Here is a 14019-nt window from a genome sequence, read left to right on the forward strand (position 1 = left end):
AATGACCTCATCTGAAGAAACTTCCCGTCTTCCAAAACATGTTGCCATCATTATGGATGGCAACAATCGTTTTGCCAAAAAGAATCAAATGCAAAAAGGTGAAGGGCATCGTTCTGGAAAGGACATCCTAGATCCCATCGTTGAACATTGTCGTAAAAGAAATATCCAAGCACTGACGGTTTTTGCTTTTTCGAGTGAAAATTGGAATCGTCCTCAGTTTGAGGTTGATTTGTTGATGGCTCTTCTTGAAGAAACCATTCATGAACAGTTGCCACGCATGGAAAAATTTAACATTTCCCTACGTTTTATTGGTGATCGTTCTCGCTTATCTCCTAACTTACGTGACTTAATGTTGCAAGCTGAACAAAGGACTGCTAATTTCGATAGCATGACTTTAACTATTGCAATTAGTTACGGTGGTATGTGGGATATGACACAGGCTGCAAAAAAAATCGCAGCAGATGTTTTAACTAACAAAATAAATCTTGAAGCAGTGGATGCTGAAGTCTTTGGTCAATATGTCAGTTTAAGTGATCTACCTCCGGTAGATTTGTTAATTCGTACAGGTGGTGATTTCCGTCTCTCGAACTTCTTGCTTTGGCAAGCTGCGTATGCAGAACTTTATTTTACCCAGACATTATGGCCTGAATTTACCATTGAAGAATTTGACGACGCACTAGCAGTATTTGGTGGTCGTGAACGTCGTTTTGGTAAGACCTCAGAGCAGATTCAACAAGAGCAGTTTGAGAATAAATAAATGTTAGAGCGGATAATAACCGCATTGGTACTGGTTTCAGTTGTACTGAGTTGCATGTTTGCAACCGAGTCTAAATACCCAATGCTTGTGCTGATGATTATTGCATCAGCTGTCGCGGGTTATGAGTGGTTCAAACTCATGCCGCGTAATACACAAAATGTGATTAAACCTTTCGCTTGGGGCTATGGTCTAGTCACTGCTATTCTTTCAGCACTAGCATTGCATTTTACAGATGTTGCATTACTGCTTTGGGCGGCTTCGATCTTTACTTGGATCTTAAGTGTCTATTGGGTGAAGTCTTATCCTGATTACGATAACTGGTATAACCCGAGTCTGAGTGGTATTGGTTTAGTCTTAGTTCCTGCTGCGGTAACTGCTATTTTTTCTGTGTGGATGAACTCACCGTGGTGGCTCATGTATCTGTTCCTGTTGGTATGGGGTGCAGACAGTGGTGCATACTTCGTGGGACGTAAATTTGGTAAGAAAAAACTTGCACCAGATGTGAGCCCAAATAAATCGATCGAAGGTTTATATGGCGGTCTATTCACTGCAATGCTAATTGTTATTGTTGTTGAAATTATTTATCTTGATTTAAGCATCGCTGAACATATTTTATTTTTAATACTTTCAGTAATAACAGTATTTAGTTCAGTACTTGGTGATTTATTTGAATCGATGATCAAGCGTCGTGCAGGGATCAAAGATTCTGGTCGTATTCTTCCCGGACATGGTGGTGTGCTGGATCGTATTGACTCGTTGCTTGCTGCAGCACCTATCTTTGCAGCAGGTATGTATGTTTTAAAATTAATTGGCGTAGATTTATAGATGTCACAATCTGTTTGTATATTGGGTGTAACAGGATCCATTGGTCAAAGTACTTTAAAGATTCTGCAACAGCACCCCGAAGAGTATTCAGTTTTTGCAGTCACTGCACATAGCCGAATTGTAGAACTTGTCGAAATATGCAAACAATATCGACCGAAAATCGCAGTTGTTCCATTCAATAAAGTGGATGAACTGCGCCAATTACTCGTAGCTGAAAAATTAACTGATATTGAAATCTTGCATGATGAAGCCGGATTAATCGCAGTAGCAGAACATCCACAAGTTAATGTGGTCATGGCCGCTATTGTGGGTGCAGCAGGGTTGCTACCGACATTGGCTGCTGCGAAAGCGGGTAAACGTGTCTTACTTGCAAATAAAGAAGCGCTGGTGATGTCGGGTGACATCATGATTCAGACCGCACGTGAAAATAATGCTTTGTTACTGCCGGTCGATTCTGAACATAATGCAATCTTCCAGTGCTTGCCTGAAACTTATCTACAAGGTGAGCGTCATGGTCAGCCAAAATTGGGTGTCAAACAGATTTTACTCACCGCATCTGGTGGTCCATTTTTACATCATAGTTTAGAACAATTACAAAGTGTAACGCCTGCTCAAGCCTGTAAGCATCCAAACTGGTCGATGGGGCAAAAAATTTCTGTTGATTCTGCAACGCTGATGAATAAAGGCTTGGAATTGATCGAAGCCTGTCATCTTTTTGCAGTTGAAGAACAATTTGTAACAGTTGTTGTCCATCCACAGAGTATCATTCATTCAATGGTTCAATATGTAGATGGTTCGACTTTGGCGCAAATGGGTAATCCTGATATGTGTACGCCTATTGCTCATGCATTAGCGTGGCCAAAGCGTATTCAAACACATGTGCCTCCATTAGATTTATTTGTTCATACACAGTTAAACTTTGAACAGCCTGATATACAGCGATTCCCAGCACTAAAATTAGCACGTCAAGCCATGAAGGCTGGGGGCTTAGCTCCTACGATTTTAAATGCAGCCAATGAAATCGCCGTGGCAGCATTTTTGCATGAGAAAATTGGCTTTACTCAAATCCCTCAAATTGTGGAACATGTGTTGGGGCAAGTTGAAAACTCAGCTGCAAATAATATTGATGTTATTTTGCATGCAGATAAATCGGCACGTATGGTTGCTGAAAAAGCAGTATTGAATTCAGGAAGTTAAGACATGAATGCCTTGTTTATGATTATTGCAGCAATATTGCTACTTGGACCGCTGATAGCGATTCATGAATTTGGGCATTATTTCGTTGCACGTAAACTGGGCGTAAAGGTTTTGGTGTATTCGATTGGTTTTGGCCCAACACTACTTAAGTGGACGTCAAAGAAGTCGGGTATTCAATATCAACTGTCTGCATTACCACTAGGTGGTTATGTCAAAATGTTGGATGAACGAGAAGGTGATGTCGCAGCAGAAGACTTACCAAAAGCATTTAACCGACAACACCCTTGGAAGCGTATTGCAATTGTTGCGGCAGGGCCACTCATCAACTTGGCTTTTGCTGTGGTGTTGTTTTGGATTTTATTTTTACCTGCACAGGAACAGCTGAATACGCGCGTAGGTAAAATTTTACCAAATACACCAGCAGCGGCTGCGCAAATGCAGTCTGGTGATAAAATTACTGCCGTAGATGGCACTCAAGTATCCACTTGGGAGCGCTTGAATTATGCCTTGGTTGATCGTGTGGGTGAAACTGGCAACATTCAAATTCAAGCTGAACGTGCAGGGCAAATTCAAAACTTCAGTTTACCGATTCAGAGTTTTTTACGCGATCAAACTCAGTCACCACTCGATGTTCTTGGTTTTACGCCATATCGTCCTGAAATTCCTGCAGTGGTTTCAAAACTCAGTGAAGATGGCGCAGCGATTCGCCAAGGGATGCAAGTGGGTGATCGAATTGTTTCGATTGATGGCGTAAAAATGAAAGACTGGTTTGATGTTGTACAAGTTGTACAAGCTTCTCCAGAAAAGTTACTTAAAATTGATGTTTTACGACAAAATAAAATTGTGCATTTAAACGTGATGCCGCAAGGTAAGCGTGACCAAATGGGTAAAGTCACAGGGCTTTTAGGTGTACAAAGCGATCCGGGTAAAGTCAATATTCCAGCCGAATACAAACAAACCATTCAATACACGCCTGTAGAGGCGATGGGAAAAGCGGTAGAAAAAACAGGTCAGATCTCTAGTATGATCCTGAATTCTATTGTAAAAATGGTGCGTGGTTTGGTGGGTTTGGATAATTTATCTGGTCCGATTACCATTGCGAAAGTGGCTGGACAAAGTGCTGAAATGGGGTGGCAAACCTTCATTTCATTTATGGCACTGATGAGTGTGAGTTTAGGTATTTTAAATTTACTACCAATTCCTATGCTCGATGGCGGTCATTTAATTTACTATTTTATTGAATTAATTCGTGGTAAACCTGTTTCTGAACAAATACAATTGGTTGGATTAAAAATTGGTATGGTATTGCTGGGTAGCATGATGCTACTGGCTCTATTCAATGACATTATGCGTTTATAAGAACGTTATACGAAATAAATTAACAGCGGAAAAGACTGGCATGCAGCACAAACATTTATTTATGCCATTGGCACTGGTTAGTGCTATGGCCGTAGCACAACAAGTATATGCAGCAGATGATTTTGTAGTACAAGATATTCGTGTTGATGGCTTAGTGCGTTTAACTCCTGACAATGTAGCCGGAATGATCCCATTCTCCGCTGGTGATCGTGTCAATGATCAAATCATTTCAAACTCAATTCGTAGCATGTTTGCATCGGGTTTGTTTGATGATGTGAAGTCTACACAAGTCGGTAATACCCTTGTATATACAGTGGTTGAACGTCCAGTTATTTCTAAAGTTGAGCTAAAAGGCAATAAACTTATTCCTAAAGAAGCCTTGGAAGAAGGCTTAAAGAAAATGGGTCTGTCCGAAGGTGAAGTTTTAAAGAAATCATCTTTGCAAACGGTTGAAACTGAATTAGAACAACAGTACATGCAGCAAGGTCGTTATGATGCTGATGTCAAAGTTATTACAACCGCTCAACCGAATAACCGTGTTAATGTCTTAATCGAGTTTGAAGAAGGCCAATCTGCCAAAGTATTTGATATCAATATCATTGGTAATACGGTCTTTAAAGAAAGTGAAATTAAACAAATTTTTGCATTAAAAGAAAGTGGTTGGAACTCGATCATTTCTCGTAATGACCGTTATGCACGTGAAAAGATGGCTGCGAGTTTAGAAGCTTTACGTGCGATGTATCTCAACAAAGGTTACATCAACTTTAACATTACCAATTCAAGTCTGAATTTGAGTGAAGATAAAAAACACGTCTTTATCGAAGTTTCGGTGGATGAAGGTGAACAATTTAAGTTTGGTAAAACTCATTTCTTAGGTGATACGCTTTATACGCAAACTGATTTAAACGCTTTAAAACTCTATAAAGATGGCGATTTATATTCACAAGAAAAAGTGAATGGTGTTAAACAACTTTTACTTCGTAAATACGGTAACGCAGGTTACTACTTTGCAGAAGTGAACATTGTTCCTGAAATCAATAAAGACACCAAATTGGTCGATTTAAATTACTATGTGAATCCGGGTCAGCAAGTCACTGTTCGCCGCATTAATTTTACAGGTAACTCGAAAACAGCTGATGAAGTTCTACGTCGTGAAATGCGTCAAATGGAAGGCGCATTAGCAAGTAACGAAAAAATTGATTTGTCTAAAGTGCGTTTAGAGCGTACAGGCTTCTTTAAAACCGTTGATGTTAAACCTGCACGTATTCCGGGTACGCCAGATCAAATTGATTTAAATGTAAATGTTGAAGAGCAGCATTCGGGTACAAGTACTTTAGCTGTTGGTTTCTCACAAAGTGGGGGTGTGACTTTCCAAGCAGGTTTGAGTCAAACCAACTTCTTGGGTACAGGTAATGCAGTTTCTATCGATTTGTCTCGTTCAGAGACTCAAGATTACTACAACCTCAGTGTAACTGACCCGTACTTCACCATTGATGGTGTACGTCGTGGTTATAACATGTACTACCGTAAAACCAAGTTAGATGACGACTATAACGTTAATAACTATGTTACTGACAGTTTTGGTGGTGGTGTCAACTTTGGTTATCCGATCGATGAAAACCAAAGTATCAGTATGGGTTTAAATGTAGATAAAACTGATGTGACTACGGGTCCTTATGTTTCTACATATGTTGCTGATTATTTAACGAGCCATGGTGGTAAGGAAACAAAAACAGGTCAATATTGTCCTGGTACAACTAATGTGGACAAAGGTTGCGTGGATTCTGATGGTAATGTGATTAATACATTGCCATATGGTGCTGAGTATCAAGGTGATTTTTTAACTTATAATTTAAATTTAGGTTGGTCATATAACACCTTAAACCGTCCAATATTCCCGACATCAGGTATGTCTCATCGTGTGAATGCAGAAGTGGCGCTACCAGGTAGTGATGTTGAATATCAAAAAGTTACGTATGATGCCCAAGCCTACTTCCCACTCGGTAAAGACTTTGTAGTCCGTGGCTATGGTAAGTTGGGTTATGGTAATGATTTGCCATTCTATAAAAACTTCTATGCAGGTGGTTTTGGTTCGGTACGTGGTTATGACAATAGTACGTTGGGTCCAAAATATCCGGGTGTTTATTACCAAGATACCAATCAGACTGATTATGATATGGAAGAAGTCGGTGGTAATGCGTTAATTCAATTTGGTACTGAATTAGCACTACCTGTGCCATTTAAAGGGGATTGGGCGCGTCAAGTACGCCCAGTATTGTTTGCTGAAGGCGCACAAGTATTTGATACCCAATGTGATGTATCTCAGTCAAGTGAAGATCGCAAATACTGTAAAGATAACTTCGGTTTTGATATGAACAATATGCGTTATAGCGTTGGTGCAGGCTTTACTTGGATCACGATGATTGGTCCAATTTCACTCAGTTATGCATTCCCGCTTAATGACAAAGCTGGCGATGAAACAAAAGAAATTCAATTCGAGATTGGTCGTACCTTCTAAGTACGACCCTTCTGGGAATAACAAAATTACAGGTTGATAAGATGAATAAATTATTTGCTGGTTTGGCGGTATTGGGTATGTTATGTTCTGCAGTGGTACATGCAGCAGGTTACGGTGTGGTTGATTTAGAAAAGGTGGTTGATCAAAGCGCTTATCTAAAACAACAAAATGCTCAAATTCAACAGCAGTTGAAACCACAAACCACTAAAATTGAATCACTCGCTAAAGAGTTGGAAGCAATGCAACAGAAAGCTCAGCAAGGTGGTGATAAGTTGACTGCTGCGCAAAAGCAGCAAATGGGTCAACAGTATCAAACTAAACTCAAAGAGCTGACTGATTTACAGCAAAAAGTTCAAGCTTCGGTTCAAGGGAATATTCAGTCCTTAAATCGCACGATGGATACTCGAATTAAGCAAGTTGCAGAACAATTGCGCACAGAAAATAAGTTAGATGTTGTTTTGAATAAAAATTCAACACTTGCGTATGACCCTAAGTTTGATTTAACTGATAAAATGATTCAAAAGGTTAATGCAATTAAATAATCAATGAATTCTCAAAAATTCAGTTTAGAAAAGCTTGCTCAACTTGTTCAAGGTCAATGTATTGGCCAGCTAGACTTGCAATTCAGTGGAATGGCAAGTTTAGAGAGTGCTCAACCGCATCAGCTTGCATTTTTAAACGCAGATAAATATCTGAATGAAGCTCAACAATCTCAGGCTGGTGCGCTGATTGTGACTGCAGACATGCAGTCACAAATCCCTTCACAGCAAAACTTTATTGTTGTACCCAATCCGTATTTGGCTTTCGCTATTCTGACGCATGTTTTTGAAAAAAAATCTGTAGAAACAGGAATTGAAAGTACTGCCCAAATTCATCCTTCTGCAATCATTTCTGATACTGCTTATATTGGGCATTATGTGGTGATTGGTGCGAATAGTGTGGTGGGTGAAGGAACGCGCATTGAATCACAAGTGAAGATTGATCATGGTGTTGAAATTGGTAAAGATTGTTTTATTGATTCGCATGTGACGATTACTGGTGAAGCCAAGTTAGGTGATCGTGTACGTATCCATGCAAATACGGTGGTCGGTGGTGAAGGATTTGGTTTTGCACCTTATCAAGGGAAATGGCATCGTATTGCTCAATTAGGTTCTGTGCGTATCGGGAATGATGTGCGTATTGGTTCAAATTGTAGTATCGACCGTGGTGCTTTAGATGACACAATTTTGGAAGATGGTGTCATTATTGATAACCTTGTGCAAATCGCGCATAACGTCAAAGTTGGTGCAAATACAGCAATGGCTGCGAAATGTGGTATTGCCGGTAGTACAACTATTGGCAAAAATTGTGTGCTAGCAGGGGCTGTTGGTATCGTAGGTCACATTAATATTGCAGATAATGTGACAATTACCGGTATGTCAATGGTCACAAAAAGTATTTCCGTTGCTGGGAGTTATTCTTCAGGTACGCCAATGCTTGAAAGTGGTTCTTGGAAAAAGGCAGCAATCCGCTTTAAACAATTAGCAGATGTGCCATTGACCCAATTGGTCAAACGACTTGATCATATGCAGTCTCAAATTGAGTCCCTTGAATCAACATTTAAATTGCGTAAATAATTATGATGACAGAGTCGAATACCCCAGCTTTCACAAAACCTGAATTACCAATGACTATTCAGACTATTCGTGAATATTTGCCACATCGTTATCCGTTTTTATTGGTTGATCGTGTTGTTGAAGTGACTGACAACGGGATTGTAGGCTATAAAAATGTAACGATTAATGAAGAATTTTTACAAGGCCATTTCCCTGAATACCCAATTATGCCGGGTGTGCTGATTGTTGAAGCATTGGCGCAAGTATCGGGTATTTTAGGTTTCATCATGAATAATGAGAAACCTTCAGCGGGTTCGCTGTTCTTATTTGCTGGTGCAGAGAAGGTTCGATTTAAAAAACAAGTCGTTGCAGGCGATCAACTTGTATTAAAATCGGAATTAGTGATGCAAAAGCGTGGCATTTACAAATATAATTGTGTTGCCACTGTAGATGGCGTAGTCGCAGCAACCGCGGAAATTATGGTTTCGCATCAGAAAACAGAGACAGCATGAGCAATAACGAATTAATTCATCCTACCGCCATTATTGACTCATCAGCAGTAATTGCTCCGGATGTGCAAATTGGACCATATTGTATTATTGGTCCTCAAGTCACAATTGGAGCGGGTACTAAACTGCATTCACATGTTGTGGTGGGTGGTTATACCCGTATTGGTCAACATAACGAAATTTTTCAATTTGCCAGTGTTGGTGAAGTCTGCCAAGACTTGAAATATGCTGGTGAAGAAACTTGGTTAGAAATCGGGGATCATAACTCGATTCGTGAACACTGTAGTTTACACCGTGGTACTGTTCAAGATCAGGGTCTAACTAAAGTTGGTAGTCATAATTTATTGATGGTGAATACACATATTGCACATGACTGTGTGGTAGGTGATCATAATATCTTTGCTAATAACGTCGGCGTTGCAGGTCATGTCCACATTGGTGATTATGTCATCGTAGGTGGTAACTCTGGTATTCATCAATTCTGTAAAATCGATTCTTACAGTATGATTGGTGGTGCATCTCTTATTTTGAAAGATGTACCTGCTTATGTCATGGTATCTGGTAATCCAGCCCATGCTTTTGCCATGAACATTGAAGGCATGCGTCGTAAAGGTTGGTCTAAAAATGTGATTCAAGGTTTACGTGAATCCTTTAAATTGATCTATAAAGATGGTTTAACGACGAATGAAGCGATTGAGCGTATTCGTACTGAAATTTTGCCTGAAGTGGCAGAAGCGCAATTGTTGATTGACTCACTTGAGCAGTCTAAGCGCGGTATCGTACGCTAAATGCTGCGAATAAAAAAAGACACCTTATAAGGTGTCTTTTTTTTGCGTTAAAAATAGGACTATTTTTTAACAAAGCCTGCTTCTTCAGATTTTGGATATTTTTGGGTAAGCTTGGTTTTGAGCTGCGTTGCTAAACTGCTATTTCGATCGACGTCTTTTGCAATGCTATACAGTTGATATAACGCTCTAGGCGCGCGGGTCGACTCAGGGTATTGATCTACCACGATACTATAGTTCTTTTTCGCTTCTGCGTAGTTGGTCGGTTCAACAGCAAGGTTGAACTCAGCTAACCAAAAATATGCATTGCTGATGTAGACGCTATTAGGATTATTCTTAATAAAGTTTTTCATTGGTGCAATGGCTTTTTTCGCACCACCTTGTTTATATGCATCTAAAGCAACGGTATAAGCTGCTTTCTCAAGCTCAAGTGAGTCACCACCTGCATTTACAGGTTGTTTTGCAGATGAGCTTAATGTTGCTTGGGTCGTAGGTTGTTTAGCTGGTGTAGGGGCTATATTAGCTGCTACTGGGTGCAGTACCTTGTTGGTTATCCTCCGCAGCCTCTGTGTCTTCACTCGGATCTACTTTTTGTTGGAGTAGCTCTAAACGTTGATCTAAATCTGCATAGCGGTTTGTAAGTTCACTTTTTAATTGTTCGATAATATTGTCTTGCTCTTCCATTTTACCGCGTAAGCTACGCAATTCATTTTCGAGCTGTTGGTTTTTCTGCATGAGCTGCCAATTCAAATTAGTTGGTGTAGGGGTAGAGCCAGCACCTGTTTGAATGGCTGTATTATTTGCTGTATACACAGTGCCATTATCAGCGCCACTCAAACCGCGAGATTCAATTGGAATATTGGCAAATAGCGTACCTGAACAAGTCAATGTAAGGGCACACAATACATGCTGTTTAAACATCATAAAAATTCCATGTAGTTGCAAGCATGTCCGTATTGAATAGTTTTATTACAGACTGCTTTAGATAAAACGATAAGCACATTAAAAACGCCAAAGTTCTGAATTGCAATAAGCTTTTACAATCTTGTTGTGTATTAAAGTAAAAATATAGTGATGATGTTTCACGTTTTCTACATCATCGACCATCATATTGATTTATAAATAATCAAACAGTGTTTTCTACTCAGGAATTCTTGGTTTTAGTCTTGCATGTTTATCAAAAATCTCTATACTCTGTTCTTGCAATGGTAGCCCTGCCGGTTACTTCGCAATTGTACTCTACAAACCCCGCCAGGACCGGAAGGTAGCAACGGTAGTAGAAATATGATGTGCCGAAGTCTTGCTGGTAGGGTTGCCACCAGTTTCAATCATAATAAATTAAACTTCCTCTCATTTTTTTTAATCCTAGATTCTTCTTTATTTTAGTTTTATTAATTCTTTATTTAGATCTATATCTTTGTTATTCGGCATCAAATTCTTTACGTGCAATCACTTTAAAAATTGTATCGAGATCGAATCCTCGATATTGTAAAAAACGTATTTGTTTGGCTTTTTGTTTTGGATCACGTTCAACAGCTTTGCCAAATTTTTTGATCTTGAGCTGGTAGGCTTCGGCGACCCAATCTGTTTCTTTTAATTCATCCTGAATTAATTCACTGTCTACTTTTTTATTTTTTAAAGCGAGCTTTATACGGTTGGGACCTTTACCTTTACGCTTTTGACTCGACAACAGCATTTCTGCTACACGCTGATCGCTTTGATAGTTCTCACGTGCGAGTTCTTCCACCAAGTGTATGACTTCTTCACGACTATCCGCATACAGTGCTAATTTCTCGATTAAATCTGCTTTTGAGTATTCTTTGCGTGTGAGTACTGCAAAGGCGTAGGAGCGTAGACGAGAGCCGCGCAGTCCTGGTTTTTTTTCAGCTTGAACATCTTTACCATTGGCATCAAAATGCAACGCAGAGTGATCGATCACTGAAGCATTGTCATGCGGGATGTCAGTTTGTGAAGCATGATTTACGCTGGTGGGTTCTTCAGCTTCTGCAAACTGTTGTTTTAGTGCTTCATAGTCGAGCAAGAGTGGAAAATGGTCTTTAGTCATGGGGTCATTTTAATACAAATTTTGAGTGCAAAACAAAACGCCCCGTAGGGCGTTTTTGTCTGCTATTAAAGCATGCTGTAATTAAGCATCTAAAAAGTCTGGTTCTTCTTCGTCTTTGTCTTCTGCAGGTGCTGTACCTGTAGTCAGAAGTTGTTCACGAATCAGTTTTTCAATGGTTTGTGCAAGTTCAGGGTGTTCTTCTAAGTGGCGAATGGTATTGTTTTTACCTTGACCAATCTTGTCACCTTGGTATGAATACCAAGCACCTGCTTTTTGAACAATTTCTTGTTGTACAGCGAGGTCAACAAGTTCACCTAAATGGTTCACGCCTTTACCATAAAGAATTTGGAAAATCGCTTCACGGAATGGAGGAGCCATTTTGTTTTTCACAACTTTTACTTTGGTTTCTGAACCAATGATTTCGTCGCCTTCTTTCACTTGACCAATACGGCGGATATCTAAACGTACAGACGCATAGAATTTAAGTGCATTACCACCCGTTGTGGTTTCAGGGCTACCAAACATTACACCAATCTTCATACGGATTTGGTTAATGAAGATCACCATACAGTTAGAACGTTTCGCATTACCGGTAATTTTACGCAGTGCTTGGCTCATCAGACGAGCTTGTAAGCCCATGTGTGAGTCACCCATTTCGCCTTCAATTTCGGCACGTGGGGTAAGTGCAGCGACCGAGTCGACAACGATCAGGTCAATGGCACCTGAACGTACCAGCATGTCTGCAATTTCAAGTGCTTGTTCACCATTGTCTGGCTGTGAAACAAGTAGGTTATCAATATCTACGCCAAGTTTACGTGCGTATTGAGGGTCTAATGCATGTTCAGCATCGATGAATGCACAAGTACCGCCAGTTTTTTGACATTGCGCAATGGCTTGTAATGTCATAGTCGTTTTACCAGAAGATTCAGGACCGTAGATTTCTACGATACGGCCTTTAGGTAAACCACCAATACCTAGTGCGATATCTAGTGTTAAAGAACCCGTAGAGACAGCTTCAACTGCCTGTACAGTATTATCACCAAGACGCATTACGGTGTTTTTACCAAACTGCTTTTCAATTTGGCTTAAGGCCGCATTTAACGCCTTGCTTTTATTATCATCCATCTTACAACCTCAATACGATGTCACGAAACAATATACTCAAGTGGATGTATTCAGTTTAAATCTGTTCCACGAGGGTATAGTGACAGAAATCATCCTTTTGTTCTATGAAAATCACAACAGGTGCGACATGTTGTGACGCTTTAACTTAATCATCATTATAAGACCATTGCTGGTCAAACTGTTGATCATTTTCTCTTTTAAATTTACCAATATCTCGACGATCTTTTTTACTTGGTCGATGATCTGGCCGAGCTAGATTATGCAACTTTCTTTGTGATGCGAGCAATTCTCGTTTTGCAATACTGACCTCAGTTTCATCATAAAGCAGCTGAGCGGTTGGGGCAGGCCCACGAACATCCGACAGTGCTTTCACCACCACGGTTTTTTTCTCAAGGCCTTGTGCAATGGTTAATTCCATGCCTACACGAACTTCACGAGAGACTTTAACGCGTTCGCCATTATGATTAACTTTACCGCCTTCAATAGCATTTTTGGCAATAGAGCGTGTTTTAAAAAAACGTGCAGCCCACAACCATTTGTCTATACGCATACCAACCGCATCTTCGGGTAGATTTGATTTACGCATATTTTTTCTGTTCCTCGACTTGCTCAGTCGTTTGAGCTTCTAAAATAGGGATTAAATCTGTTAATTCGGACAGCATTGGATAATTGCAAGTCTCGCGAGGCGCTTTGGCAGATGACGGCTGCTGAATCGAATAGAGCTGTTCAATCCCAAAAAGTTTTGCACCATTGAGCACTTTTTCTGTGTCATCAATGAAGTAACAGTTTTTTGCATAGAAGGAATGTTTGCTTGCTAATATTTGCCAAAACTCAATAAACTCTTTGGCATGACCGAGAGTTTCTGAACTGACGATAACATCAAAATAATCACGAAGACCGGTTTCTTCGAGTTTGAATTGTAAGCCTGCAAAGTCGGCATTGGTCGCAAGCCAAATAGGATAGCCATTTTCTTTAAGATAGGTAAGCAGCTCGATGCAGCCTTTGCGTTTAGCTACTTTGGCTTTTTGTTCTATTTGCATTTCCAGAACATCAACGCCAACTTGTGACGTCCAAAAGCGAGAGGAGTACCATTTTAGGGTATGATTATGCTGTTGATAAAAACTAAATAGCGTTTGCTTGCTTTGTTCTAGTGAGCACTGATGCTGTTCAGCATAGCGAATTGGCAGCAGCTCATTCCAGATAAAATCATCATAAGCAAGATCGAGTAAAGTACCGTCCATATCAAAGATGATCGTCGGCTTTTCTGAGTAATTTGGCATATAA

At 40.0% G+C, this 14019-nt stretch carries 13 protein-coding genes, 1 other RNA gene and 1 pseudogene; 10 read left to right on the top strand and 5 right to left on the bottom strand.

The genetic code is table 11. The features are described from left to right. Nucleotide 1: 1 nt before the first annotated feature. The 9 genes from uppS to lpxA are packed head-to-tail and all read left to right on the top strand — an operon-like array spanning nt 2 to nt 9548. On the top strand, nt 2-757 hold the full coding sequence (gene uppS, locus FTU38_RS10075; protein ID WP_180041113.1) for a polyprenyl diphosphate synthase: 756 nt from the start codon (nt 2-4) through the stop codon (nt 755-757). Further along, nucleotides 758-1582, top strand: a complete 825-nt coding sequence (locus FTU38_RS10080; protein WP_078193533.1) for a CDP-archaeol synthase — start codon at nt 758-760, stop codon at nt 1580-1582. Then, nucleotides 1583-2779: a 1-deoxy-D-xylulose-5-phosphate reductoisomerase gene (gene ispC / locus FTU38_RS10085; protein WP_180111080.1), complete on the top strand. Its 1197-nt coding sequence runs from the start codon at nt 1583-1585 to the stop codon at nt 2777-2779. 3 nt (nt 2780-2782) lie between these two features. Continuing rightward, nucleotides 2783-4138, top strand: a complete 1356-nt coding sequence (rseP, locus tag FTU38_RS10090; RefSeq protein WP_180021708.1) for an RIP metalloprotease RseP — start codon at nt 2783-2785, stop codon at nt 4136-4138. Nucleotides 4139-4178: 40 nt separating this feature from the next. Beyond that, complete coding sequence (gene bamA, locus FTU38_RS10095) at nt 4179-6656, top strand: outer membrane protein assembly factor BamA (RefSeq protein WP_180111081.1); 2478 nt, start codon at nt 4179-4181, stop codon at nt 6654-6656. Between the two features lie 41 nt (nt 6657-6697). Continuing rightward, on the top strand, nt 6698-7198 hold the full coding sequence (locus FTU38_RS10100) for an OmpH family outer membrane protein (RefSeq protein WP_180111082.1): 501 nt from the start codon (nt 6698-6700) through the stop codon (nt 7196-7198). A gap of 3 nt (nt 7199-7201) precedes the next feature. Further along, on the top strand, nt 7202-8272 hold the full coding sequence (gene lpxD, locus FTU38_RS10105; RefSeq protein ID WP_180111083.1) for a UDP-3-O-(3-hydroxymyristoyl)glucosamine N-acyltransferase: 1071 nt from the start codon (nt 7202-7204) through the stop codon (nt 8270-8272). 5 nt (nt 8273-8277) lie between these two features. Beyond that, complete coding sequence (gene fabZ / locus FTU38_RS10110; RefSeq protein WP_171263789.1) at nt 8278-8763, top strand: 3-hydroxyacyl-ACP dehydratase FabZ; 486 nt, start codon at nt 8278-8280, stop codon at nt 8761-8763. Continuing rightward, nucleotides 8760-9548 (top strand): acyl-ACP--UDP-N-acetylglucosamine O-acyltransferase, encoded by a 789-nt coding sequence (lpxA, locus tag FTU38_RS10115; protein ID WP_168377606.1) that lies wholly within the window; start codon nt 8760-8762, stop codon nt 9546-9548. The genes fabZ and lpxA overlap by 4 nt, the downstream gene beginning before the upstream one ends. 59 nt (nt 9549-9607) lie before the next feature. Here the strand turns inward: lpxA and FTU38_RS10120 are convergent. Further along, nucleotides 9608-10469: pseudogene (locus FTU38_RS10120) on the bottom strand (YbgF trimerization domain-containing protein). A 291-nt stretch (nt 10470-10760) separates the two neighbouring features. Between FTU38_RS10120 and ffs the strand changes: the two are divergent. Further along, nucleotides 10761-10857: signal recognition particle sRNA small type (gene ffs, locus FTU38_RS10125), an RNA gene on the top strand. 108 nt (nt 10858-10965) lie between these two features. Here the strand turns inward: ffs and FTU38_RS10130 are convergent. The 4 genes from FTU38_RS10130 to FTU38_RS10145 form a co-directional block, all read right to left on the bottom strand. Beyond that, the gene (locus FTU38_RS10130) at nt 10966-11610 is read right to left on the bottom strand and encodes a regulatory protein RecX (RefSeq protein WP_180111084.1); all 645 of its coding nucleotides are present in this window, start codon (nt 11608-11610) and stop codon (nt 10966-10968) included. Between the two features lie 81 nt (nt 11611-11691). Beyond that, entirely contained in the window at nt 11692-12735 is a 1044-nt protein-coding gene (gene recA, locus FTU38_RS10135) for a recombinase RecA (RefSeq protein WP_180109129.1), read from the bottom strand. 145 nt (nt 12736-12880) lie between these two features. Continuing rightward, on the bottom strand, nt 12881-13321 hold the full coding sequence (locus FTU38_RS10140) for an RNA-binding S4 domain-containing protein (protein WP_180111085.1): 441 nt from the start codon (nt 13319-13321) through the stop codon (nt 12881-12883). Continuing rightward, nucleotides 13314-14015, bottom strand: coding sequence for an HAD-IA family hydrolase (locus FTU38_RS10145; protein WP_180111086.1), 702 nt, complete (start codon nt 14013-14015; stop codon nt 13314-13316). The genes FTU38_RS10140 and FTU38_RS10145 overlap by 8 nt, the downstream gene beginning before the upstream one ends. Nucleotides 14016-14019: the final 4 nt, after the last annotated feature.

The sequence above is a fragment of the Acinetobacter sp. YH12098 genome (genome assembly GCF_013419235.1).
Lineage (GTDB): Bacteria > Pseudomonadota > Gammaproteobacteria > Pseudomonadales > Moraxellaceae > Acinetobacter > Acinetobacter amyesii.

Coding starts and splice junctions, on each gene's coding strand:
- uppS (WP_180041113.1), top strand. CDS start 2: ATGACCTCATCTGAAGAAACTTCCCGTCTTCCAAAACATGTTGCCATC.
- FTU38_RS10080 (WP_078193533.1), top strand. CDS start 758: ATGTTAGAGCGGATAATAACCGCATTGGTACTGGTTTCAGTTGTACTG.
- ispC (WP_180111080.1), top strand. CDS start 1,583: ATGTCACAATCTGTTTGTATATTGGGTGTAACAGGATCCATTGGTCAA.
- rseP (WP_180021708.1), top strand. CDS start 2,783: ATGAATGCCTTGTTTATGATTATTGCAGCAATATTGCTACTTGGACCG.
- bamA (WP_180111081.1), top strand. CDS start 4,179: ATGCAGCACAAACATTTATTTATGCCATTGGCACTGGTTAGTGCTATG.
- FTU38_RS10100 (WP_180111082.1), top strand. CDS start 6,698: ATGAATAAATTATTTGCTGGTTTGGCGGTATTGGGTATGTTATGTTCT.
- lpxD (WP_180111083.1), top strand. CDS start 7,202: ATGAATTCTCAAAAATTCAGTTTAGAAAAGCTTGCTCAACTTGTTCAA.
- fabZ (WP_171263789.1), top strand. CDS start 8,278: ATGACAGAGTCGAATACCCCAGCTTTCACAAAACCTGAATTACCAATG.
- lpxA (WP_168377606.1), top strand. CDS start 8,760: ATGAGCAATAACGAATTAATTCATCCTACCGCCATTATTGACTCATCA.
- FTU38_RS10130 (WP_180111084.1), bottom strand. CDS start 11,610: ATGACTAAAGACCATTTTCCACTCTTGCTCGACTATGAAGCACTAAAA.
- recA (WP_180109129.1), bottom strand. CDS start 12,735: ATGGATGATAATAAAAGCAAGGCGTTAAATGCGGCCTTAAGCCAAATT.
- FTU38_RS10140 (WP_180111085.1), bottom strand. CDS start 13,321: ATGCGTAAATCAAATCTACCCGAAGATGCGGTTGGTATGCGTATAGAC.
- FTU38_RS10145 (WP_180111086.1), bottom strand. CDS start 14,015: ATGCCAAATTACTCAGAAAAGCCGACGATCATCTTTGATATGGACGGT.